Below are 24,087 nucleotides of genomic sequence, written 5' to 3' on the forward strand. Positions count from 1 at the left end.
AATTTTAAATGATTTTTCAAATTATTTCAGATTCGGGTTGACTTCATTAATTGATAATGTTTTCAAATCTTTGGCTATATTTTGTTCTTTTAGAATAATTATAGCGTATTTTATTAATAACAAGACTTGCCCATAAATTAAGATATTTATTACTTGCAACTCAATTAGATATGTTTATTATTTTCCATAATATTTTCTTTTAGATAGCGTTTTTAATTAAAAACTATCAGAGGTTATCTATGAATAAAATTAAAGCGGAAGAGCTTCTTGCCGAACGCTCCAAAGAATTAAATTGCTTGTATTCAATTGAAGAAGTTTTAAGCAAACCTCAACTCACTTTAGATGAAATATTGGGAAAAATTGCTATTCTCTTGCCCGAAGCCTTCCGCTTCAATAAGGATTGCAAAGTAAAAATTTCTATCGACAACAAATTCGCCGCAACCAACGGTTTTAAACTCACTAAAAAAATAATTCGCGAAACTATATTTGAACAGAATAAACCTGTTGGTGAAATTGTTGTAGCCTACGATAACGAAAATTATGATTTCCTCGACGAAGAAAAGCGACTTGTGAAAACACTTGCCGATAGATTTGGTCATTTCCTTCTTTATTCCAAATTGAAGAAACTATTTGCCGAAGCAGAAGAAAGCGGCGATTTGACTAAAAAAGAATGGTTCGTCGTGCTTGATATTATCAAAAAAACTGACCAAAATTTGTTTTCTATCATCTCTCGAAAAATGCTTAACAACCTTTTCTGCAAAGGTATCGAAGAATCAAAACAACTTTTCGCTAAATTAGGAACAAACGTAGATATTCAATCCTCCACTGCTGAAGAAAATCGACCAACAAAAAAACAAGTTCTCGAAATATCTTTCTATCTTGGAAATGAAATTTTCGAAGTTGCTGCAAAATATTTATCTGACGACGAAATTCTTGCACTTGTCCAAAAATGGATTTACGAAGATAAATCTCATTTCCTTATCAAAGCACTTGCCAATTTAAATACACCATTGCCCGAAATTGCTGATGCAATTCGTCGCTTCTACAATATTAATCCAATTTCAATCAAGGAAATCACAACTCCTTTGCATAAAGGTATTCTGGTTGCCTTAATTCGACGATTTCTTACTGACCAACTCGAATATATTGAAATTGCAAAAAATTACATCAATATATCAGATTTTTACGATATTCTTCAAAATATGATTTTCACCACCGAAAGCCACGGCAAACTTGGTGGAAAAAGTGCCGGAATTTTGCTCGCTAAAAAAATAGTAGATAAACTTCAGGACGAAGAGGGACTTTTCAAAAATATTAAAACGCCCAAAACCTGGTATATTACCTCCGACGGACTTATGGCATTCCTCAACTACAACAATTTGGAAGATATTATTGAACAAAAATACAAGCCTCTCGAAGAAATTCGCTACGAATATCCTCATATTATTCAGGCATTCAAAAACTCGCATTTTCCGCAGGAAATTGTAAATGGGCTTTCCAATGCCTTGGACAATTTCGGCGACCATCCAATAATTGTTCGCTCTTCAAGTTTGCTCGAAGACCGCTTGGGTTCAGCTTTTGCTGGTAAATATAAAAGCTTGTTTTTGGCAAATCAGGGCAGCAAAAAAGAACGCCTCGAAGCATTGCTCGATGCTATTGCCGAAGTTTACGCTTCAACTTTCAGCCCCGACCCGATTGGCTACCGAACCGAACGCCAATTGCTGGATTTCAACGAAGAAATGGGTATTATGATTCAGGAAGTTGTCGGCAAACGTGTTGGTAAATACTTTTTCCCTGCTTTTGCAGGCGTCGCGTTTAGCAACAACGAGTTCCGTTGGTCGCCCCGTATCCGTAGGGAAGATGGGCTTGTTCGACTTGTCCCAGGTCTTGGAACCCGTGCAGTTGACCGCATAGGCAACGACTATCCAATCCTTGTGGCTCCCGGTCAGCCTGATTTGCGTGTGAACATTACTTTTCAAGATGTTATTTCCTATTCTCCTAAATTTATTGATGTGATAAATTTGGAAAAAAACACTTTCGAGACTATTTCTATCGATTCTCTTATTAAATCTGTTGGAAATTCCTATCCTATGATTAACGAGGTTTTCTCAATCATCGAACAAAATCACATTAAGCATCCATTTGGACTTGGTATCGACACAAATCGGGATGAAATAGTTGTTACATTCGAAAATTTAATATCAAAAACTAAATATATTAAACAAATTAATAAATTACTGAGTGAAATCAGTAGAATATTGAAAACACCTGTTGATATTGAGTTCGCTTGCGATGGCGATAGCCTCTATTTATTGCAATGCCGCCCTCAAAGCTCAGCGTTGGAAGGCACTGCCGCTCAAATTCCTTCGAATATTCCGCCAGATAAACTTATTTTCTCCGCAAACAAGCATATTTCAAATGGCAAAGTTGGTGATATTACCTATATTGTTTACGTCGATCCCGAAGCATACGCTCATCAGGAAAGTCTTGAAAAACTAAAGGACATTGGTCGTGCTGTCAGCAAGCTGAATAAATTACTCCCGAAACGAACATTTATTCTTATGGGACCGGGACGCTGGGGCAGCCGGGACGATATTCGTCTGGGTGTAAAAGTTACCTATTCAGATATTAATAATACCGCTGTCCTTGTCGAAATTGCTAAAAAGAAAGGTAGTTACGTTCCCGATTTGTCTTTCGGAACACACTTCTTTCAGGATTTGGTAGAATCTCAAATCAGATATATTCCTCTTTACCCGGATGAAGACGGAGTTGCCTTTAATTACGACTTTTTCTACAAAACTGAAAATACTCTTTCGCGATGGTGTCCCGAATACGAACACTTGCAAGATGTGCTGAAGGTCATTAATGTTCGTGAAGCAACTAACGGATTAGTTCTTCGCGTTCTTATGAATGCAGACGAAAATCTTGCAGTTGCAATGCTCGCCGACCCAATGGTTGCCGAAAAAACCGAAATTAAACACTCAGAACTTACTTTCAACGAAATTGGTTCCGACGAACCTCTTCAATGGCGAAAACGTATGATTGATAGCATTCTCGAGCATCTCGATCCTGTTCGCTTCGGTGTCAAAGAACTCTATCTCTATGGTTCTGTCTTCCTCGGAAATGCAACTGCAAAATCCGACATTGATTTTATTTGTATATTCCAAGGTTCCGAAGAACAGAAAAAAGAACTGAAAATCTGGATAGAAGGCTGGAACCTTGCTCTTAGTCGTATTAATTACAATAAAACTGGTTTCAAACTCGATCGCTTAATTGATTTTGCAATTCTCACCGAGAAAGAACTTGAACAACAAAAATACTATGCTGAACTTGTTGATTTAAGCAAAAATAAATCAAAAAAATTGCGTCTTTTAGGTGAAAACATTTAAAAACATATTTATATTTTGTCCGTCAAAAATAAGATTAATCAATTTATTCAAGGAGAAAAAAATGTCCAACAAGTTTTATGAATTATTAGGCGACAAAGCTGAATATTATCTCGGATTTAATAATCCAAAAATTCCAAAAGAATCGCTCACTCTGCCTTCATCCGATTTTGTAGACAAAGTCTGGCTAAATTCTGACCGCAATAACCGTGTGATCGGCAACTTACAATGGATTTATAATCACGGACGCCTTGCTGGCACAGGATACCTTTCTATCTTGCCTGTCGATCAAGGTATTGAACATTCCGCTGGAGCAAGTTTCGCTAAAAACCCTCAGTATTTCGATCCTGAAAATATTGTGCGTCTTGCAATCGAAGGTGGTTGCAACGCTGTTGCTTCAACATATGGTGTCTTAGGACTTGTCGCACGCAAGTATGCTCATAAAATCCCATTCATTGTCAAAATCAATCATAATGAATTACTTACTTACCCAAACGAATTCGATCAGGTGCTTTTTGGCACAATTGACGAAGCTTATAATATGGGGGCTGCTGCCGTCGGTGCTACTATTTACTTTGGCTCCGACCAATCACGCCGCCAAATCGTTGAAATTGCCGAAACATTCCAATATGCTCACGAACTCGGTATGGCAACCGTTCTCTGGTGCTATCTCCGCAATCCTGAATTCAAAAAAGACAAAGATTATCACGTTTCTGCAGACTTAACCGGTCAAGCTAATCATCTTGGTGTTACTATCGAAGCCGATATTATCAAGCAAAAACTTCCTGAAAACAATGGTGGCTATTTAGCTCTGAATATGGGTGGTTCGTCCTACGGTAAAATCGACAAGCGTGTTTATTCTGAACTCTCAAGCGATCATCCAATTGATCTAACTCGCTATCAGGTTGCTAATTGCTATATGGGCAAAGTTAGCTTGATTAATTCCGGTGGTGCAAGTGGTGATAACGACTTCGCCGAAGCTGCGATTACTGCAATTGTAAATAAACGTGCTGGTGGTGCAGGGCTTATCTCCGGTCGCAAAGCCTTCCAGCGTCCTATGGACGAAGGTGTGAAACTTCTCAATCTAATTCAGGATGTCTATCTCGATAAAGAAATTACTATTGCATAGTGTATATTATTTCATATCAGGGGTTCATTTATGAACCCCTTTTTTGTACTTATTCGAGAATAAAGCTCGATAAAAATCCTGCTAAATTAATTATTGTCTAAGTTCCATTTTGTTAGCCTTTTAATGTCCCATTCATTAGTTACTTTATTTTTCTTAGAAATCCGTTTGCTTAATTAATAGTTCATTCCTAAGTTTTTCTATATCTATTCTTTTTCGTTCTTCCAGCTTCGCTAACAATTCTTGCTACCACCCGTTTTCGTTGCGGAAACTATCTTCCTCCAATTTAACCCTTTTAAAATTAATCGAATATTGCTAATTTTGCTTTATTTTCATTTGACGGAACAATTAATGAAAAGAACTTTAATTACATCTGCTTTACCTTATGCTAATGGATATATTCATTTAGGTCACGCAGCAGGTGCTTATCTTCCTGCTGATATTTACGCCCGTTTTCTTCGGCTTTGCGGTGAACAAGTGCTGTACGTCTGTGGTTCAGACGAACACGGTGTTGCAATTACTATTTCAGCCGAAAAGGAAAATACTACTCCAAAAGCTATCATTGACAAATATCATTCAGCCAATGCCGAAGCCTTCAAAAAATTTGCAATGACTTTCGATATTTATTCACGCACTTCTACTGAAATTCATCACAGCACTGCGATTGAATTTTTTGCTGACCTGCTGCAAAAAGGCTATCTGGTTGAGAAAGAAGAAGAGCAATTTTTCGACGAAAAAGCACAAATGTTTCTGCCGGACCGTTATGTCGAAGGCACTTGCCCAAATTGCGGCTACGACCACGCCCGTGGCGACCAATGCGATAAATGCGGTGCATATTACAACCAATTAGAACTAAAAAATCCTCGTAGTATTATTAGTGGCGAACCTCCGGTTGTCCGCAAAACAACTCATTGGTATATGCGTTTCGGCGAATTCCAGAATTTTTTAGAAGAATACATAGAAAGTAAATCCTCCGAGTGGAAAGATAACGTTCTCCAGCAAAGCCGAAGCTGGCTTCGACAGGGGCTTTCCGACCGCGCTATCACTCGCGACCTTAATTGGGGTGTGCGACTTGACAAAGTCCCCGGCATCGACAAAAACAAAGCTAAGGGAAAAGTTCTATATGTTTGGTTTGATGCTGTGCTTGGATATATTTCTATCACTAAGGAATGGGCAGATCAACAAGCTCAAAACGGTCGCGGTAAATCTGACGACTGGAAAGTTTGGTGGCAGGACAACGATACTCGCTATATCGCTTTTATCGGAAAAGACAACATCGTCTTCCATACTTTGATTTTCCCCGCTATGCTCAAAGCCCGTGGCGGGTATATTCTTCCAAGCAATGTTCCGGCTAATGAATTCCTTAATTTAGAAGGTGAAAAATTTTCAAAGTCTCGTAATTGGAGTATCGATCTGCGCGACTTCCAGAAAGATTTCCCCGAGCCTCAATATACTGATGCTCTTCGATACACACTCGCTATGAACGCTCCCGAAACTCGCGATAGCGATTTCACTTGGCGCGATTTCCAAAATCGCAATAATAACGAACTCGCTGATATCTTCGGTAATTTTGTAAATAGAACACTTCAATTTGTTTTCAAAAATTTTGAACAAAAAATCCCTACTCTTTCCGAACAAGATAAATCCCTTGTCGGAAACTGGAATAATTTAATTGACACTCTCGAAGAGTACTTCAGCGACAACTATCTTGAAGCAATCGAAAAAGCTTCTCGTAAATTCTATGGCTTATTTAATGAAGCCGAATTTACCTTGATTACATCGGTTTGGAAACATTCCAAAGAAGCTCAACGACTTTTCAATAAATTCCGTTTTCGCGATGCAATTACAGAAACGATGAATATTGCTCGTGCTGCTAATAAATTTTTCAATGACGCTGAGCCCTGGAAAACAATCAAATCAGACCGCAATGCTACTGCTCGCACTCTCTTTATTTGTGCTCAACTGGTTTATTCTCTCTCGATTTTTCTTGCTCCAATTATCCCAAATTCTTCAAAGAGAGTCCAATTAATGCTCGGATGCGAACTTCAAACCGGTGAACCTAACTTCGATAATTCAAATGAAAATTATTGGCTTACCGCTACTTATCCTCGTCTCGAAGAAGGAACTCGTATTATGCAACCAAGTATTATTTTCAACAAAATTGAGGATAGTGTTATTACTGAGCAAATTAATAAACTTGGCAAACCTGCTAATCAAGACACTACGAAAAATGAACAAGAACTTATAGAATATGATGATTTTGCCCGGGTTCAATTGCGTACTGCTATTATTAAACAAGCTGAAAAACTTCCGAAATCAAAAAAATTACTGAAACTTATTGTTGAAGTTGGTAATAAGCAAAAACAAATTATTGCAGGAATCGCTGAACATTACGTACCTGATTATCTTATCGGGAAAATAATTGTTGTGGTTGATAACTTGAAGCCTGCAAAGCTTATGGGTGAAACATCTGAAGGAATGCTTCTTGCTGCATCAACCGAAGATGGACAGCTTTGCTTTGTGTCACCAGAAAAACCTGAAATTGGTTCAGGTGCCATTGTTAAATAAATACTTATCAGAATAAAAATGGAACAAGAAAAACAATTAGAAAATAATTTCGATGGTATGTATTTGACAGCTCTGCTCTTCAAATACAAAAAAGTAATAATTGCTACAATTATTGCTTCAGCAATAGTTTCTACTGTCGTGGCTTTTCTCCTTCCAGTTTGGTACACAGCATCTATAAATGCTGTCCCTCCGCAAACATCAATGACTGGACTGGAAAACGCAATGGGTAGCATTTCATCTACTCTGCGCGATATTGGGCTTGCACGCGTAGGTGGCTCAAGCTCAAGTGGCTATTCACTCACAGTTATTTTACTTAGCCGATCAGTTAAAGATTCAATGATTAAAAAATACGATTTACGCAAAGTTTACAAAATGGAGAATGATAAGTATGAAGACTTGTTGAAAGAATTCGAAAGTAACCTCGATATTACTTACGATAAAGAAGGTAATTACGTTATTTCTGTTACAGACCGCGACCCTAAACGTGCCGCTCAGATGGCTAATGATTATGTGCAAATTGCAAACCACTTTGCTGCTGAATTATTTAAAAAAGAGTCTAACTTTAACCGCGTTTATATGGAACAGAGAGTTAAATCAATTGATTCTACTATCTCGGCTCTATCCAACCAGCTTGGCTCTCTTTCGCAGCAAAGTCTGATGTTTTCTCCACAGGAACAAGCTCGTGCCGTTAGTCAGGCTATTGTCGAACTAAAAGCTCAGGTCTATCAAACAGAGATTGAATACGACCTTCTTCGCACTACTTTTGGGGAAAACGATGCTCTATCTCAAGTAAAAAAGAAAATGTTAGACGAAACTCGTAAAAAACTACACGAAGCAATGAGCAAACCCGGATTTGCCGGCAACTTTAAAATTGATGAAAGCGGACGCATTGGTATCGAATTCACTAAACTTCTCACCGAAATTGAAGCTCTGTCTAAAGCGAAAGCTTATTTAGTACCGCTTTACGAAAAATTAAGGCTCGATGAAGTCAAGAACATCAAAACTCTTTATGTCTTGGACGAAGCTGTGCCACCCACTAAGAAAAGCAAGCCAAAACGAGTTCTTATAGTTGCTGGTTCGGTGCTTGGTTCGTTCGTGCTTGCTGTTTTGTTCATACTTTTGATTCATAATTATATCGAATTCCGGAATAAATATCAAAATTTATAATGGCAGAAAACAAAAGCGGCAATCTTTTTTTAGAATACTTTTCATATAGAGTAAACATTGGTTTTGCCTTTGTTGTGTCAGTTCTTGCTGTTATTGCAATATACGCATATTTTGCACAGGATACTCTTGCCGCTGTTATCGGTGTTGCTGTTCTTCTCGCTTTGCCTTTCTTTTGGTTTTGCATTCGCTATCCCAAATTATGGATTTATTCAGTTGCACTTTGCACAATACCATTCCTCACTACAAGTGGCGAAGGATTATCTATTGCCGATGTTGTGCTTGGTGTTGTTTACCTTGGTGGTCTGATTTTATGGTTCTATTATATCCTTTTCATAAAAAAAGACAAAATAGTCAAAAATACTGCTGATTGGTTGATTATCTTCTTCTATGTTGCGTCTTTTGGTTGCGTAATAATCGCATATCTTAACGATGTTGATATTATCGATGCTTTCAAGGAATATGCTAATTTTTCTATAACATTGCTCTACTTCCCGATACGTTATTACTTCAATGAAAAAGAAGACTTAAAGCGGCTTCTTGTTGTTTTTGCAATTAGTATTTTTATTGTCGAACTTATTCATTTCTATAAATATTACGTTGCAGCAACTACTAATTTAGTTTATGCTTACCAACTTGCCCGCACTGTAAAAACAAATCAGGCACTGTTTGTTGCAGCCTCGATTTCGGCAATTGTGTTTTTCTTCTACACAAAGGGTTGGAAAAATCGCTTGCTGCTTGGCATTTTTGCTGGTCTCAGTACGGCTGCTTTGATTACAACTTTTTCTCGTGCTTTCTGGATTGTATTACTGGTGCAAGTTGCTATTTTGTTCTTATTGCTTCCATTAAGAAAAAAAATTGAACTTGGTGTGCTTGTCGTTACTTTAACCGCTATTGTGTTGTCTCTTGCGTTTTTATTTATGAAGGACAATACGAAATTGCTGCTTGGAGTAGTCGAAGCTCGGTTCGTTTCCGCAAGCAAAGGAACAAAAGACGTTTCCGTTCAGGCTCGTTTTGCTGAGTATGAAGCTACATTTGTCAAAATCCGGGAAAATCCTCTTGGTGGAAATGGATATTTCAAACCTTTTTCTTATATCGACCCACTTACTGGTTTTACTCTTACTGCACCTATAAATCACAATGGCTATATTTATTTAGTTTATCGACTTGGTTTTCCTCTTGCAATTGTGTATTTGCTCTTTTTTATTTCATACATTTTTAAATCAATTAAATATATGATAATTTCAAAAGATAAGTTTTTCAAAGCAATTTCTATCATTGCTTTTATGTTCTTGCTTCTTTTGGCTATTACAAATTTCGTTACTCCTACATTATCGTTTAGAGACGGAATTTTTGTTACGATTTTGTCAGTTGTTTTTATTAGTTCAGCAGAAAAATTTTATATATTTTCGAAAAAAATATTCATTAAGTAAAAAATTGAAAAACAGTAGTATATACAGCCAAGTTATTACTCGTCTTGTTTCCGACACAATAGCATTTTCCATAAGCTACATTTTCTTATACTATCTTCGTTTTCACTCGGGCATTATTCCAACTACAATTGTTCCGAGCTTATCTGCGGCTCTTTTCACCGGGATTGTTTTGTTGATTTATTGGTTGCTTGTATTCTTCTTTGCAGGTATGTATAGGAATTGGCATCTCAGGTCGCCTTTTGATGAGATTTTTGCTGTATGGAAAGTGTGTTTTATAGCAACGGCTATCATTGTTCTTCTCATTTTTTACGAAGGTGAACGTTTCACCCGTATGATGTTTGTTCTTCACTATCTTTTTCAATCTACTGCTGTAACAATCGGACGAACTATTTGCCGCCGCATTCAAGTAAAACTTCGCGCTAAACGCATTGTTAGCATTCCTACTATTGTCGTCGGATGCCCTCGTCGCGCAATTGATTTCTATGAAAAAGCAGAACGTTTCGTTAATTGGGGTTACCGCGTTGCCGGAATTATTTTGATTAATAAAAATCAGATAGATGAATTCAAAAAAATAGTTGCAGATAAAAATCTAAGCGAAATTAAATTCGATACATTGGAAAATGCTGATTCATTCTTGCGGGAAAGCAATGCCGAAGAAGTTGTTATCACTTCCGACCAAACTGACCACGATACACTTTTCCGAATTGCTTCAACCGCTGTTGATTGTGGTATGCGAGTTACAATCGAACCCGACCTCTACTCCATTTTTACAGGTCAGACACGCACTCAAAGCCTCTACGGAATTCCACTAATTGAAATTAACACTCAGCTCCTAAAACCTTGGCAAGAAATTGCTAAACGCTTGTTTGATATCGTTTTTAGCTCTTTTGTTCTGCTCATTGGTCTTCCGCTCTGGATTATTATCGCTATTATTATCAAACTTGATTCACCCGGTCCAGTCATTTATAAACAACCTCGTGTTGGAAAGAACGGCAAAGTTTTTATGATTTATAAATTTCGTTCAATGCGATCTGAACCAGTCCCAGCCAAACAAACCTGGACTCAAGTCAACGACCCTCGTGTTACAAAGTTCGGCCGCTTTATTCGTAAAACCCATCTTGATGAAATCCCTCAATTCTGGAATGTGCTTATCGGAGATATGAGTGTTGTAGGTCCTCGTCCGGAACAACCAAAAATTGTTGATGAAATTGTTAAAGAAGTGCCTTACTACAAACGCCGCCATTTAGTTCGTCCTGGTATTACTGGATGGTGGCAAGTCAAATACAAATCCTATGAATTTAGCATTGATGAAATTCGTAATCGTTTGAAAGATGATTTTTATTATATTGAAAATTTCTCTTTGAAACTTGATTTTGAAATTATTATTCGAACTATTATGCTTGTTTTTCGAGGGCACGGTCAAACCTAAACGGGAGCATTTATGAAAAAAATTGTTGTTATTCCTACCTATAATGAAATTGATAATATTGAAAATCTAATTTATTCAATTTTCGAGAACTTGCCTGATACACATATCTTGATTGTCGATGATAACTCACCTGATGGCACTGCACAGAAAGTTAAAGAACTTATGAAAAACAACCGCCAAATCCATTTAATGCAACGACAGGGGAAAATGGGATTAGGAACAGCATATTGCGATGGATTCTCTTGGGCTTTGGACAAAGGATTTGATGTCGTTTTCGAAATGGATGCCGATTTTTCTCACGACCCTCGCGACCTTCCGCGTATGCTCGAAGCATTACAAGATGCGGACCTGGTAATTGGCTCCCGTTATTCCAAAGGTGTAAATGTTGTAAATTGGCCCCTCTCTCGGTTAATGCTTAGTTACGGTGCTAATCTATATACTCGTATCATTACAGGTATGCCTATCGCCGATGCTACCGGCGGCTTTAAATGCTTCCGCGCCAATGCCCTCAGAAAAATTGATTTAACCTCAATTCGAACAAATGGTTACGGCTTTCAGATTGAGATGAATTACCGTATCTGGAAATCTGGTGGACGCATTAAAGAAATCCCAATTATTTTTATCGATAGACGTTCCGGCGTCTCGAAAATGAGCAAACATATTATCTTCGAAGCTGTCTGGCTTGTCTGGAAATTGCGTCTTTGCTACAAACGCTTATTGAAGCAAAAAAGCAAATTCGAAGAACGTCAGAAATCAAATGTAATCACTGAATTCGTTGATTAATGTGCTGAATTCTCCCGACATATCAATAATTATTGTAAACTACAATGTAAAGGATTTCCTGCGTGGTTGTCTGCAATCAATTCGTGAGTCTTCTGGCGAATTGTCTGTTGAAACAATAGTTGTCGATAATTATTCCGTTGATGGTTCTGTCGAATATCTGCGACCTCTGTTCCCGGAAGTTGAATTTATCGCTCTGCCCGAAAATATTGGTTTTGCTCGTGCAAACAATATTGGAATAGAAAAAGCCAAAGGTAAATACCTTCTTATCTTAAATCCGGACACTCTGCTTCGCAATGATACTTTGCAGGTAATGTTCGACTTTATGGAAACTCATAAAGACTGTGGTATTGCTGGTTGCAAAGTGCTTAATCCTGATGGCTCTTTTCAGGTTGCCTGCCGTCGAGGCTTCCCGACCCCTTGGGTTGCCTTCAGCAAACTTTTCGGTTTGCAATCGCTTTTCCCTAATTCTCCGGTTTTTGCTCGATACAATCAGCTCTATAGATCAATCGACGATACTTACGAAGTTGATGCGGTTATCGGGGCTTTTATGTTTTGTCGAACCGACTTGATTAAAAAAGTCGGTGGTTTCGCTCCCGAATTCTTTATGTATGGCGAAGACCTTGATTTATGCCGACAAGTCAAGCTCCAAGGCTGGAAAGTTATGTATGTCCACACTACTTCCATTATCCATTACAAAGGAGAAAGCACAAAACGAAGTTCAATCAACGATGTCCGCCATTTTTACGAGGCAATGGAAATTTTCACCCGCAGGCATTTTGGCAAAAATCATCTGTTTCTTTTGCTATTGCGGCTTGGTATTAAAATCAGGTCTTCTATTGCCTATATTGAACGGTACTGGCGCGATTTCTTGTTTATCATTTTAGATTTGTTCTCAATTAATCTTGCTCTTCTTATTAGCACAAAAATCCGTTTCGAAAAATTCTTCGGGTTTCCCGATTATGCCTATCCAATAGTATTCATCGTTATCAGCCTTGTTTTTCTATCTTCTATGTTCATCGTTGGCGAATACTTCGAAGGCAGGCACAGCATCAAGCGAGCTTTTTCAGCCTCGATGATTACATTTTTTGTTCTTTCCTCGCTTACTTACTTTTTCCCCGAATTTCGCTTTAGCCGCGGCGTTGTGCTTATGTCAATTGGTTTTACTATTGTATTTACCTCTGTTTCCCGTGCTATTACAAAAATTTTAGAACAGTTTTCTGAACAAAATAAATCCAAACGTATTATTATTGTCGGCACTGGCGAAATCGCAAAATCTTTAAATTTGAAAATTTCTGAACTCTCAAATTCAAATATTATTATTGATGGATTTGTTGCTTCTTCAGGTGATGAACTCAATAATTCCAATTTGCATATTATTGGCGAAAAATCATATCTTAACAAAATAATAAAAGAAAAAAAGCCAAATGAAGTAATTTTTGCTGACGAACAAATCTCTTCATCCGAAATGATTAATCTTATGCTCGAATTCTCTTCTCAAAATGTGCGTTTTCATCAGGTTAAAGAATTCGATGAATTGCTCGCTGCCTCTGTCATTCAGGATATTGCAGATATTGAACCAACCGTCCCGGCATACAACTTATCTCGTTTTCGGAATAAAGCACTTAAACGAATTGAAGACATTGCAATTTCCCTTTTCCTCCTGACTATTGGACTGCCCTTTATCTTTGCATTCAGAAAAGAACCAACCCGCTTTTTGAAAATGCTATTTAGAGTGCTTAAAGGCGAAATTTCATTCATTGGTTTGCATATTATTTCAAATAATTTCGCTCCATCGATTGGGAAAATTGGCATTATCGGTCCAAATGCAAGCGAACAAACTCTTAATTTATCTCTGGAAGCAATAAAAAAACTTAACGAGTATTATTTACGTCATTATACTTTATCAATGGACTTTGATATTATTATCAAATATTTATTCGGGAAAAAAAGTGACAAAACCAATCCTTGATTTCGAACAGCCAATAGTGCAGCTTGAAGAAAAAATCGAAGAAATGCGTGAACTCGGCAAAGCAATCGATTTATCTAAAGAAATTGCTGAACTCGAGCGTCGCACTGATAATCTTCGCAAGGAAATATACTCTAATCTTACTCGTTGGCAACGTATCCAGATTGCCCGTCACCCTTTGCGTCCTACCTCAGTTGATTATATTAAAAATATTTTTACTGATTTTATTGAATTATTTGGCGATAAAGTGTCCGGCGACGACCCTTCAATAATTGGTGGTATCGCAAAAATTGGCGGAATTTCTGTTGTTGTTCTTGGCAATAGAAAAACAAAAGACAAAAAAACTAATTTATACAAACCTGCTGCAATCTCCTCAGCTGAAGGGTTTAGAAAAGCAACACGGCTTATGAAACTTGCCGAAAGACTTGCTAAACCTGTCATTACTCTTGTTGATGTTCCTTATAACGTTCCTTATGCAGAAACCGATAGCCCGGGACTTGCCAATGCTATCGCCAGCCAACTTTCTGAAATGTCTGCTCTGCAAACACCGACAATAAGCGTTGTGATAGGGGAGGGGGCTTCTGTTGCAGCTTTGTCCTTAGCTATTGCTGATAGATTGCTTATGCTCGAAAATTCTTGGGCGTCAATAGTCTCTCCCGAAAAATGTGCCGAAGCTCTATGGGGTAGCCTCGATTTCAAAGAACAAGCTGCCGAAGCTATGAAGCCAATTGCTCGGGACCTTTTGGACTTGTCTTTAATCGACGATATTATCCCGGAACCTGTTGGCGGTGCCCATAGAAATCACAAAATGATGTTTGAAATTCTTAAGAAAAAGTTAATTGTAGAATTAAAAGATATACGCCGCGAAAAAACTGAAAAACTTCTTAAAAAAAGATCTGAAAAATACCACGCAAAAGGAGTTTGGCGGGAATGATTCAAGTCATTACAATTGATTTTTGGAATACTTTATTTGATTCTTCTGGTGGCAACGAAAGAAATGCTTTGCGCCAAAAAGCTATAATGAGCGAAATAAATAATTATAACCGGGAAATCTCTCCTGAATTATTCGAAAAAGCTCTGAAAGCTTCGTGGGAATACTTCAACAAAATCTGGCGGCAAGAAATGCGAACTCCTTCAGTGCAGGATAGCATTGCTTTCTTTTGGAAATATCTCGAATTACCAACAGACCCACAGGCAATTAATCGCATCGCGGATTATTTTGCCAACTCGGTGCTCATCCACCCTCCGAAACTTATCGATGGCGTTGCAGATATTTTGCCAGTCCTTGCCAGCAGATACAAACTTGGAATTATCTCGGATACAGGATTTAGCCCGGGAATAGTTCTCCGCAAACTGCTCGAACAAAATAATATTCTTCATTTCTTTGATAGTTTCAGCTTCAGCGATGAAACCGGATATTCAAAACCTCACCCTGAATCTTTTCGAAAAGTGCTTGCAGAACTCGGTTCAAATACTTCCGGGGCTTTGCATATTGGCGACATCGAAGCTACTGATATTGTTGGTGCTAAACAACTTGGTATGTATGCTATTCGTTTTGCCGGCGATAGCACCGGCTACTTTGCAAATGAAAGTTCTAATCCGACAATTGCTGATGCTATAGTTTATAATTGGAACGAAATTCCTGAAACCATTGAAAATATCTGCTAAGCAGTTCATTATTTTTTTTGCTTCACCTGTTTTGAAAAAATGAACTCCACCTTAGAGGTGGAGTTCATTTAAATAATTCAAAACCCTTCCGAAGGTTCAAAACCTTCGGAAGGGTAGGGCAAGTCAGCCGTTGCATCTAAAGAATTCATCCGATGACTTTGAGTCATCGGATGAATAAAACAAGAAACCATCGGAAGGCTCTAAGCTTTCCGATGGTTCACAGATACAATTCATCCAATGAATAATCACTTCTTCACTTCCTGCGATCCCGGCTGGATTCGAACCAGCGACACCAAGTTTAGGAAACTTGTGCTCTATCCTACTGAGCTACGGGACCAAACCTCAATCCAAAATTACAAAAAAATTACTCTCAAAACAAACACCTATAAATTCCACGCCTACGCTTTTTACAAATATTGTATTATCAATAATTTCCACAATTTAACTGCCTTATTCTAAGTAAGTATATCCATATAGTCCCGAACGATAGTTCGAAAGAAACTCTTTGCCTTCTTCCGTTGTGATTTTCCCGGATTTTACAGCTCCTGTTACCCACGTTTCAACCGTCCGAACCAGCTTTTTCGCATTGTAGCCAACGTAGTCAAGAACTTCTGCCACAGTTTCACCATCGATTACTTGCTTGATTTGATAGCCATCATCGTCAAGTATTATGTGCACGGCATTTGTATCGCCAAACAAATTATGCAAATCGCCCAATATTTCTTGATATGCACCAACGAGAAAAACACCTATGTAATATGGTTCATTCGGATTAAAATCATGTAAAGGCATGTAATATGAATAGTTAGTAGTTGAAATAAACCTGTCAATTTTTCCATCCGAGTCGCATGTAATATCTTGTAATGTAGCAATTCTGTCAGGTTTTTCATTCAGTCTGTGAATTGGCATAATAGGGAATACCTGGTCAATTGCCCATGAATCCGGCAAAGATTGAAATAATGAAAAATTACAGAAATATTTATCTGCAAGCATCTTCGCAAGCATCCTTATTTCCTCTGGTGGATGCTTAATCTCGGTGCTGATTCTGTGGCATTCTTTTGCAATCGACCAGAATAATCGCTCAATTAATGCGCGGGTTCGCAAGTCAATCAATCCTAAACTAAATAAATCAAGCGATTCTTCACGAATTTGCTGCGCATCGTGCCATCCTTCAAGCATCTTAGTTTGATTAATATTCTCGTATATATTATGCAACTCTTGCACCAACTCGTGGTCTTCTTCAGATACTTCCATCGTCTCTGGGTCCCAGGTTGGCATAGAAGTGCTCTCAAGAACGTCAAATACAAGTATCGAGTGATGTGCCGTCAGCGAACGCCCGGATTCTATTATTATATTTGGATGCGAAAGTTCGTTCTTTTCACATACATCAACCAATGTCGAAACTGCATCATTCACATATTCCTGTATTGTATAATTTACCGACGAGCCTGAAGTTGATGAACGTGTCCCATCATAATCTACACCAAGCCCTCCGCCAATATCCACAAATTCAACTGAACATCCCAATTTCAACATTTCTACATAAAATTGTGAAGCTTCTTTCAAAGCAGTTTTAATCTTGCGAATTTTTGTTATCTGGCTACCTAAATGAAAATGAATGAGTTTCACTTGGTCTTTTAGCTTGTGCTTTTCTAAAAGTTCAACCGCTTCAAGCAATTCAGATGACGTTAGCCCAAATTTGCTCCTGTCTCCACCAGAATCTTCCCATTTCCCACTTCCACTGCTCGATAGTTTTATTCTTATCCCTATATTGGGCTTAATCTTTAATCGCTTCGATATATTAATAATCAAACGTAATTCATTCAATTTCTCAACTACTATATATACTTTCTTGCCCATCTTTTGTGCAAGCAAAGCAAGTTCTATAAAATCTTCGTCTTTGTAGCCATTGCAGATTATTAGCGAGTCGTCATCTTCAGTGTTTATTGCTAATACGGCGTGCAACTCAGGTTTTGATCCAGCCTCCAGTCCGATATTGAATTTCTTTCCGTATGAGAATATCTCTTCAACAACTGGTCTCATCTGATTGACTTTTATTGGATAAATAATAAAGGAATTTCCTTTAAATTGATACTCCTCCGTTGCCAGCTTGAAACAATTAGCTATTGTTTCAATACGGTTGTCTAAAATATCCGGGAATCTCAGTAATACCGGCGTCGAAACATCACGTAATTGCAGTTCATCAATCAATTCTTTTAAATCAATTTCGGAACCGTTTTTTTTGGGACGCACCACAACGTGCCCCTTCTCGTTTATCGAAAAATAATCAATACCCCAGCCGTTTATGTTGTAGAGTTCAGCTGAGTCCTCGACACGCCATTTTCTCATCTAACTCCTTTCTTTTTTGATGGTTTAAATAAATTATTGACAATTTGTCCAAATTTATATTGCAAAAATATCATTTTATTTATTTATTAAAGTTATATTTTTGTTAATTCATTTTTTTAATTTTGCTTTTAATTTTATGCCTACTCTTTTATTCAACAAAGCATATTCCTCGAAATTTTCAAATTCATCAGCCGAAATTGATTTACTTTGTTTCGACACCCATTCAATGATGGATTTTTTCATTGAAAAGAAGAAGCCAAAATCTATGTTGCTTGTTCTTCCAACAAGAAGAATGGTGCTTTTTTATAAAAATCATTTCATCAGAAAATATTTCGAACGCCATAAGCAACCTTGCGAACCTCCTTCTTTTCATACTTTTGAGTCTTTTGTCTTGTTTTGCCACAAAAAAATTTTTCAAAACAAGAAAACTCAAATTTCTGAACCTTTTATTTATGCTCTCATTGAAGAAGCTATCAAAAACAGCCAGCTTGAATTTTTCCGTCATAATCCTAAAAATAAAAGAGTTAGCTTTAGCCTTGTTACCAAAATTGCTCAAATTATTAACGGACTAAAAGAAGACGGCATTTCTCCCGACGACCTGTTCAACGATGTCGAAAACTATTCTCCACAAGATTATATAGATTACAATATCGGTGGTGTAAGCGACCCCAAAAAACTTCACGATTTCGCTGTTATATACAAAAAATATCAGGAATTGCTTTCCGATAAGTTTTTGGATAGTCCTCAATACTTAATTGATTTAAATGACTTTTTTCTGCAAAATACTTCTTCAGAGTTCCTGCTTAACAAATTTTTCGACCCTGATAGCGTGATTTTGTTCGATAAATTTTCTGAATTCAAGCATCCACAGGCTACATTCCTTAAATTGTTAAGCCAGAGCACCACTCCCGTTGCAATTAATGTTGATTTCTCCCCAATCAATGGACCTCTTTTCGGCAATTTAACCGAAACTATTTCAGATATTCAGATAAATTCGTATTCTTCTGTTTCATATTTAGATGTTAATGAAAAATTGACCATTGAAGATGAAATTAATCTCCCTCCATCTCAGTATCTTCGCAGACGTCTTTTCAATAATGAAGAATATCACGAAATAAACTATAATAAACTTAATGATACTATTAAAGTTATCGCTTGCGAAAATCAAGTTGATGAAGTTAATATAATTGCTAAGTTAGTTCATTATCTTATTGAACGAGGCTACGACCCCACAGATATTGCAATTGTTTCTCGAAAGCCAGAAATTTATTCCCCACTTTTCCGTGAAATTTTTGCTTCAAATAATATTGAAAGTTTTATCACTGATAGATTCGACTTATCTGCTTCCCAACTTGTCATTACATTTTTTAACATAATTGATTTAATAATCAACAATTATAGAAAGTCAGACCTGAAAAAAGTATTACAAAGCTTCTATTTCAGAACTTGGGCTAATTCATTTATTGATGTCGAAAATCTACTCGAAGTAATAACTGAAGTTCCTTTCCTCGGTGGCACAAAATCCAATGGTGCTGAATTCTGGTGCGAAATGCTCTCATTCAATATTAAATATTTCGAAAATTCACTATTAGCTGATGATAATGAAAATTCTGATTCCTACCATACTCAAAAGAAAAAACAAAAATATGAAAAAGCTTTGGTTGATTTTCGAAAACTTGTCGAAATTTTTTCTTTCGAAAACCGCGATTACTTCCCTCAAGAAATATTGTCTCTTATCAAAAATCAAATAATTAACAAATTAAATATTAAAGAACAGCTTATCAATAAACTATCAGAGTTGAATCAAAACAAATCCAAAATTTCAATTCTGAACTATATCTTCCTTCGCGATGAAATCGAAAAAGATGTTGCTGCTGTTAATTCCTTCGTCCAACTTGTGGATGAATATTCCAAAATTCAGTCAATCCTTTATCCACAGCAAAAAATTAATCTAAGCGAATTTATTGATAAAATTAAAATTGTTGCTCTCAATACAAAATTCAATATCAAAGAAAGTGCGGACCGTGGTGTTAAAATTACTTCTATCGAGCAAATAATCGGTATTCCTTTTAAAGTTGTTATTCTTTGTGGTGCAGTTGATGGAGATTTCCCGCTTGCTTACCGTTCCGAGAACACATTAGGCAAAATTCTTCCCAAAAGTGAATTGCGACACCTCGAATCCGAGAGAATCCTGTTCTACAAAACATTAACCAACAATGCTGAACTCTTCGACAAGGGACAATTCAAACTCTTTATTACTTACCCAGAATTTTTTGACAGAGAAGAACAAATAATGTCCACATTCATTTCTGCTTTGCTCAATGTTACTTCGCTCGCTAAATCAAACAAATTCTATAAATTATCCACCATCAGAAAAGCAATCGCATCCAACTCCTTTGCTCCACAAATCAGTCAGCAACTTAAAGAAATCCCTTTCATCAACTATATCTCAGATAGAGGTGAACTTATCCGCAAATTTGCTGCGGGCGAGTTATCGCAACCTGAAATAATTAGCCTTATAGATGTCGAAGATTTACAAAAAGAACATGAAAGAATTGAAAAATATTTATCCTCATTAGATGATGAAACTTCTATCTTTGGAAGCAACTTGCCACCCGATTTGCTGAGATTTTTATCTGAATATAGTAATAAAACCTATTCTGTTTCCGAATTTGAAACATTTCAAAAGTGTCGCTACAATTACTTTTTACGTTATATACTTGGAATTCGCGAACGAACCGACGAAACCGAAGAAATTTCCAATATTGAAGTAGGTAATCTTCTTCATCGTATTGTTTATAAGTTTATGACTTCCATCAAAAACGAACTTCCCAATTCAATTTTTTATGTCAAATTAGATGAAAATCAAAAGGATAAATACTGGAACCTACTTGTTAATCTTGCTAAGCAGGAACTTGAATTTTATAAATTTTTCGACTACGAATATCACGTCCTTACTAAATTTCTAATAGGTGATTTCGGCAATAAATCACCAAAATTTTCTTCTTTCGCTCAAAACAGAGGTTTGCTCTATTTATGGCTCGAACGCGAATTGCTATATCAGGCACATACAAGAAAACTTTATCCTGCCTTTTTTGAATTATCTTTCGGAAGCAAAAAACGAAAAGACTTTCCCGTAACGATAGATGATATTAAAATACGTGGCAAAATTGATAGGATTGACCTACACGTGAACAAAAGTGTTTTCTTAATTGTTGATTATAAAAAATCTTCTCCCAAGAAAATCAAAGAAAACGCAAAAATTTTCGGAGATCAATTCCAAATCCCTGTATATATCAAAGCGGCTGAACAAATTTTGCCAGATCTCTCAGGTGTTGCTTCATTAGAAACTATTGGCGGTGCATATTTCTGCTTTACTCCTGATTCGGGTGCCCCAAAAAACAGTAGCAATGAACAATTGGAGAAATTAAAGAAAACAACATATTTTCCTTTAATTTCTCCGGAATATAATTTCCTTGATAATGAGAATGAACAAGCTGATGAAAAATCTATCGCTGATCATATAAACTCAACAATTGAGCAAATTAAAGAAATTGTTAAGCAAATTTCACAGGGGCTATTTGGCGAAAAAAACAATCGCAATCAAAAAATCTGTGAAAATTGTAACTACGCTAATTTATGTAGAATAAACAAACACGAAATTTACAATAATGGAATTGAAAATGAAAACGAAAACGATTAATTTCCCAACCGGAAACAATTTTTCTGCTGTTGTATGCTTGAATGCTAATCTTCCTGATAAATTTGTATTTGATATGGTTGCCCATCTGCCGTTGCTTGTAGCTGATGGAGCTGCAAATAATATTTTGGCTATTGGTCTGGAGCCTACAAAAGTTATCGGCGATATGGATTCTCTTCTCAATAATTATCAACTTCGTATTCCTCAAGAAAAGTTATTGATTATTCCCGACCAGGAAACAAACGATTTCGAAAAAATACTGCAATATTGCATTCATAATAATTACAATGACTTGCTGATTTTTGGTTTCCACGGTGGCGAACTCGAACACACTTTAAATAATTGGAGTGTCCTCAAAAAATACTGCAAACACCTCAATTTGTGCATATTTGATAACAATCGCTATGGAATCCCAATTTCCGAACCTGTTGAACTCTTCGTTAATGTCGGGGAAATTATTTCACTTATTCCTCAACCTATGGTGCGGCTACGAACTCACAACTTAGAATGGGAGCTTAATAATGAAGTTCTTGAACTCGGCAAACGTGAAGGTGCTCGAAATGTTGCCGTCGGCGAACATTTAACTCTTGAAGTGCTCGAAGGCGAATTGTTACTCTTTATAAATCATAGACTTCCGATTGCACCCGTTTTCTCTTCTCCTTTTTAATTTTGGAAAATAATATTTTTATCTTTATTTTTGTAAGTTATTTTTGAACGGGCAATATAAAATGATGAAAATTAGGATACACGGAATAAAAGATGGTATTCACGAAGTTAACGAAACCGTTCCTGTAAGCGAAGTTGATGGAATGCTGCCCGAGTTCTTTGGAAATGTGTCTTTTATCGGTAAGCTTCGAAAAATTGGCAAACGCTTTACTATTACTGGCTTTGCTGAATGCCAGATAAAACTTATCTGCGATTTGTCCCTCGAAGAATATACCGATACTATCTCGTCGGAAATAAATGTTTCTTTTATTGCTGATACCGAATTGTTCTTGTTGAACAAAGGTAATTATGACGATCCCGATACTGAAAGAGCTGTCCACGAAGATGACGAGTTTTTCGATATTTCCGATGATGTTCGCGAGCAATTGACTGTTTCTATTCCAATGAAACGAATTGCTCCTCAATATCGCGATAAGACTTTTGCGGATTTGCACCCGGAATTTTCTGCTGAAATTAATGATACTATTTCTGATGAAAAAGTACAAATCGATGAACGTTGGAGTGCTTTGAAAAAAATTAAGTTAAATTAATATATTCTTAAGGAATTTTATTATGCCAAATCCAAATCGTAAATTTTCGAAAACTAGAAGAGATAAAAGAAGAACACACTACAAAGCAGTTGCATCGCAAACTGTTGCGTGCCCAAATTGCGGCGCTATGAAACTCTCTCATTCAGCTTGCCCTGAATGCGGTTACTACAACGGCCGTAAAATTGTTTAATTGCTTGTGGTGCTGTATCTTTTAATATGACTGGAAACAGTAAAAACAAAATTCGAATAGCACTCGACTCTATGGGCGGTGATTTTGCACCTGTGAATGAAATTCAAGGTGCATTTTTGGCTTACAAAGAAGTACCTGATTCAATTGACCTTGAATTGGTCTTCGTCGGAAACCAAAATAAAATCAATGATGTACTTGCCCAGGTCGATTTGCCTAAAAGTGCTTATTCCATTATCCATACCGATGATGTAATTACTATGCACGACGACCCTGTTTCAGCTCTCCGAACTAAACAGGGTTCTTCGTTGTTTGTTGCTGCAAAACTTCACTCGGAAGGTAAAGCCGACGCTTTCGTTTCTGCGGGTAATACAGGCGCTATGCTGTCTGTATCCACTATGCTTTTGGGACGTATTAAAGGTGTTTCCCGCCCAACTATCGGTGCAATGATGCCAACTATATCTGGTCGTCCTTCTTTTGTTTTAGATGTCGGTGCTACAATCGACCTTCGTCCTCGTTTCCTTTATGAGTTTGCTGTAATGGGTAGCACTTTCCTTCAGCATTCTCTTGGTATTGAACGTCCATCTGTTGCTTTGCTCAATATTGGCGAGGAAGAAACAAAAGGTACTGACGCTATCCGCGAAACTTACCAACTGCTTTCTAAAAGTTCTCTTAATTTTATTGGTAATATCGAAGGACGTGATATTCTTACCGGTGCTGCCGATGTCGTTGTATGCGATGGCTTTACTGGCAATATTGTACTAAAATTAGCAGAAAGCTTTATCGGTATCCTGAAATCAAAAATCAAAGATTATTCTTCAAGAAGCATATTCAATAAATTAAAAGTTGGTATGATGGTGCCAACCTTGAAAAATATTCTTTCCGAGTTTGATTATCAAGAATATGGTGGAGTGCCTCTCTTGGGTGTTAATGGAGTTGTCATCATCGGCCACGGCAAGTCCTCGCCCAAAGCAATAAAAAATATGATTATTCGCTCTATCGAATTTTCATTGAACAATATTAATAACAAAATTGAAAATGCTTTGCAATTGACATAATATTTTGATTAATT

The 24,087-nt window shown here is 37.0% G+C and carries 16 protein-coding genes and 1 tRNA gene; 15 read left to right on the plus strand and 2 right to left on the minus strand.

Annotation, left to right across the window (positions count from 1 at the left end):
• Positions 1-239 precede the first annotated feature (239 nt).
• From ACY2LT_RS09445 to ACY2LT_RS09490, 10 genes are all read left to right on the plus strand, one after another.
• Positions 240-3,389, plus strand: a complete 3,150-nt coding sequence (locus ACY2LT_RS09445; protein WP_491815361.1) for a PEP/pyruvate-binding domain-containing protein — start codon at positions 240-242, stop codon at positions 3,387-3,389.
• Between the two features lie 61 nt (positions 3,390-3,450).
• A complete protein-coding gene (locus ACY2LT_RS09450) occupies positions 3,451-4,515 on the plus strand; it encodes a class I fructose-bisphosphate aldolase (RefSeq protein ID WP_491815363.1) in 1,065 nt (354 codons plus the stop codon).
• A 348-nt stretch (positions 4,516-4,863) separates the two neighbouring features.
• Positions 4,864-7,080 (plus strand): methionine--tRNA ligase, encoded by a 2,217-nt coding sequence (metG, locus tag ACY2LT_RS09455; RefSeq protein ID WP_491815364.1) that lies wholly within the window; start codon positions 4,864-4,866, stop codon positions 7,078-7,080.
• Positions 7,081-7,098: 18 nt separating this feature from the next.
• Positions 7,099-8,247: a Wzz/FepE/Etk N-terminal domain-containing protein gene (locus tag ACY2LT_RS09460; RefSeq protein ID WP_491815365.1), complete on the plus strand. Its 1,149-nt coding sequence runs from the start codon at positions 7,099-7,101 to the stop codon at positions 8,245-8,247.
• Positions 8,247-9,677: an O-antigen ligase family protein gene (locus ACY2LT_RS09465; RefSeq protein WP_491815366.1), complete on the plus strand. Its 1,431-nt coding sequence runs from the start codon at positions 8,247-8,249 to the stop codon at positions 9,675-9,677. The genes ACY2LT_RS09460 and ACY2LT_RS09465 overlap by 1 nt, the downstream gene beginning before the upstream one ends.
• A 4-nt stretch (positions 9,678-9,681) precedes the next feature.
• Complete coding sequence (locus ACY2LT_RS09470) at positions 9,682-11,106, plus strand: sugar transferase (protein ID WP_491815368.1); 1,425 nt, start codon at positions 9,682-9,684, stop codon at positions 11,104-11,106.
• Positions 11,107-11,118: 12 nt separating this feature from the next.
• Positions 11,119-11,889, plus strand: a complete 771-nt coding sequence (locus tag ACY2LT_RS09475) for a polyprenol monophosphomannose synthase (RefSeq protein ID WP_491815369.1) — start codon at positions 11,119-11,121, stop codon at positions 11,887-11,889.
• 1 nt (position 11,890) lies between these two features.
• Positions 11,891-13,858, plus strand: coding sequence for a glycosyltransferase (locus tag ACY2LT_RS09480; protein ID WP_491816789.1), 1,968 nt, complete (start codon positions 11,891-11,893; stop codon positions 13,856-13,858).
• The gene (locus ACY2LT_RS09485; RefSeq protein ID WP_491815371.1) at positions 13,839-14,789 is read left to right on the plus strand and encodes an acetyl-CoA carboxylase carboxyltransferase subunit alpha; all 951 of its coding nucleotides are present in this window, start codon (positions 13,839-13,841) and stop codon (positions 14,787-14,789) included. Before ACY2LT_RS09480 ends, ACY2LT_RS09485 begins: the two co-directional genes overlap by 20 nt.
• Entirely contained in the window at positions 14,786-15,523 is a 738-nt protein-coding gene (locus ACY2LT_RS09490) for an HAD family hydrolase (protein WP_491815372.1), read from the plus strand. Before ACY2LT_RS09485 ends, ACY2LT_RS09490 begins: the two co-directional genes overlap by 4 nt.
• A gap of 263 nt (positions 15,524-15,786) precedes the next feature.
• On the opposite strand, the gene ACY2LT_RS09495 is transcribed toward ACY2LT_RS09490, so the two are convergent.
• Together ACY2LT_RS09495 and speA are read right to left on the minus strand one after the other, a co-directional pair.
• Positions 15,787-15,860: transfer RNA gene (locus ACY2LT_RS09495), tRNA-Arg, on the minus strand.
• A gap of 113 nt (positions 15,861-15,973) precedes the next feature.
• On the minus strand, positions 15,974-17,872 hold the full coding sequence (speA, locus tag ACY2LT_RS09500; protein WP_491815373.1) for a biosynthetic arginine decarboxylase: 1,899 nt from the start codon (positions 17,870-17,872) through the stop codon (positions 15,974-15,976).
• A 136-nt stretch (positions 17,873-18,008) separates the two neighbouring features.
• On the opposite strand from speA, the gene ACY2LT_RS09505 reads away from it, so the two are divergent.
• The 5 genes from ACY2LT_RS09505 to plsX all read left to right on the plus strand — a co-directional run bounded on the left by ACY2LT_RS09505 (position 18,009) and on the right by plsX (position 24,073).
• Positions 18,009-21,575, plus strand: a complete 3,567-nt coding sequence (locus tag ACY2LT_RS09505; RefSeq protein WP_491815374.1) for a PD-(D/E)XK nuclease family protein — start codon at positions 18,009-18,011, stop codon at positions 21,573-21,575.
• Positions 21,556-22,239, plus strand: coding sequence for a thiamine diphosphokinase (locus tag ACY2LT_RS09510; protein WP_491815375.1), 684 nt, complete (start codon positions 21,556-21,558; stop codon positions 22,237-22,239). The genes ACY2LT_RS09505 and ACY2LT_RS09510 overlap by 20 nt, the downstream gene beginning before the upstream one ends.
• Before the next feature lie 64 nt (positions 22,240-22,303).
• Positions 22,304-22,828, plus strand: a complete 525-nt coding sequence (locus ACY2LT_RS09515) for a YceD family protein (RefSeq protein WP_491815376.1) — start codon at positions 22,304-22,306, stop codon at positions 22,826-22,828.
• A gap of 22 nt (positions 22,829-22,850) precedes the next feature.
• Positions 22,851-23,018, plus strand: coding sequence for a 50S ribosomal protein L32 (gene rpmF, locus ACY2LT_RS09520; RefSeq protein WP_491815378.1), 168 nt, complete (start codon positions 22,851-22,853; stop codon positions 23,016-23,018).
• Positions 23,019-23,044: 26 nt separating this feature from the next.
• Entirely contained in the window at positions 23,045-24,073 is a 1,029-nt protein-coding gene (gene plsX / locus ACY2LT_RS09525; RefSeq protein WP_491815379.1) for a phosphate acyltransferase PlsX, read from the plus strand.
• The last annotated feature ends 14 nt before the right edge of the window (positions 24,074-24,087 follow it).

The organism is Eximiradius proteiniborus (assembly GCF_058546985.1).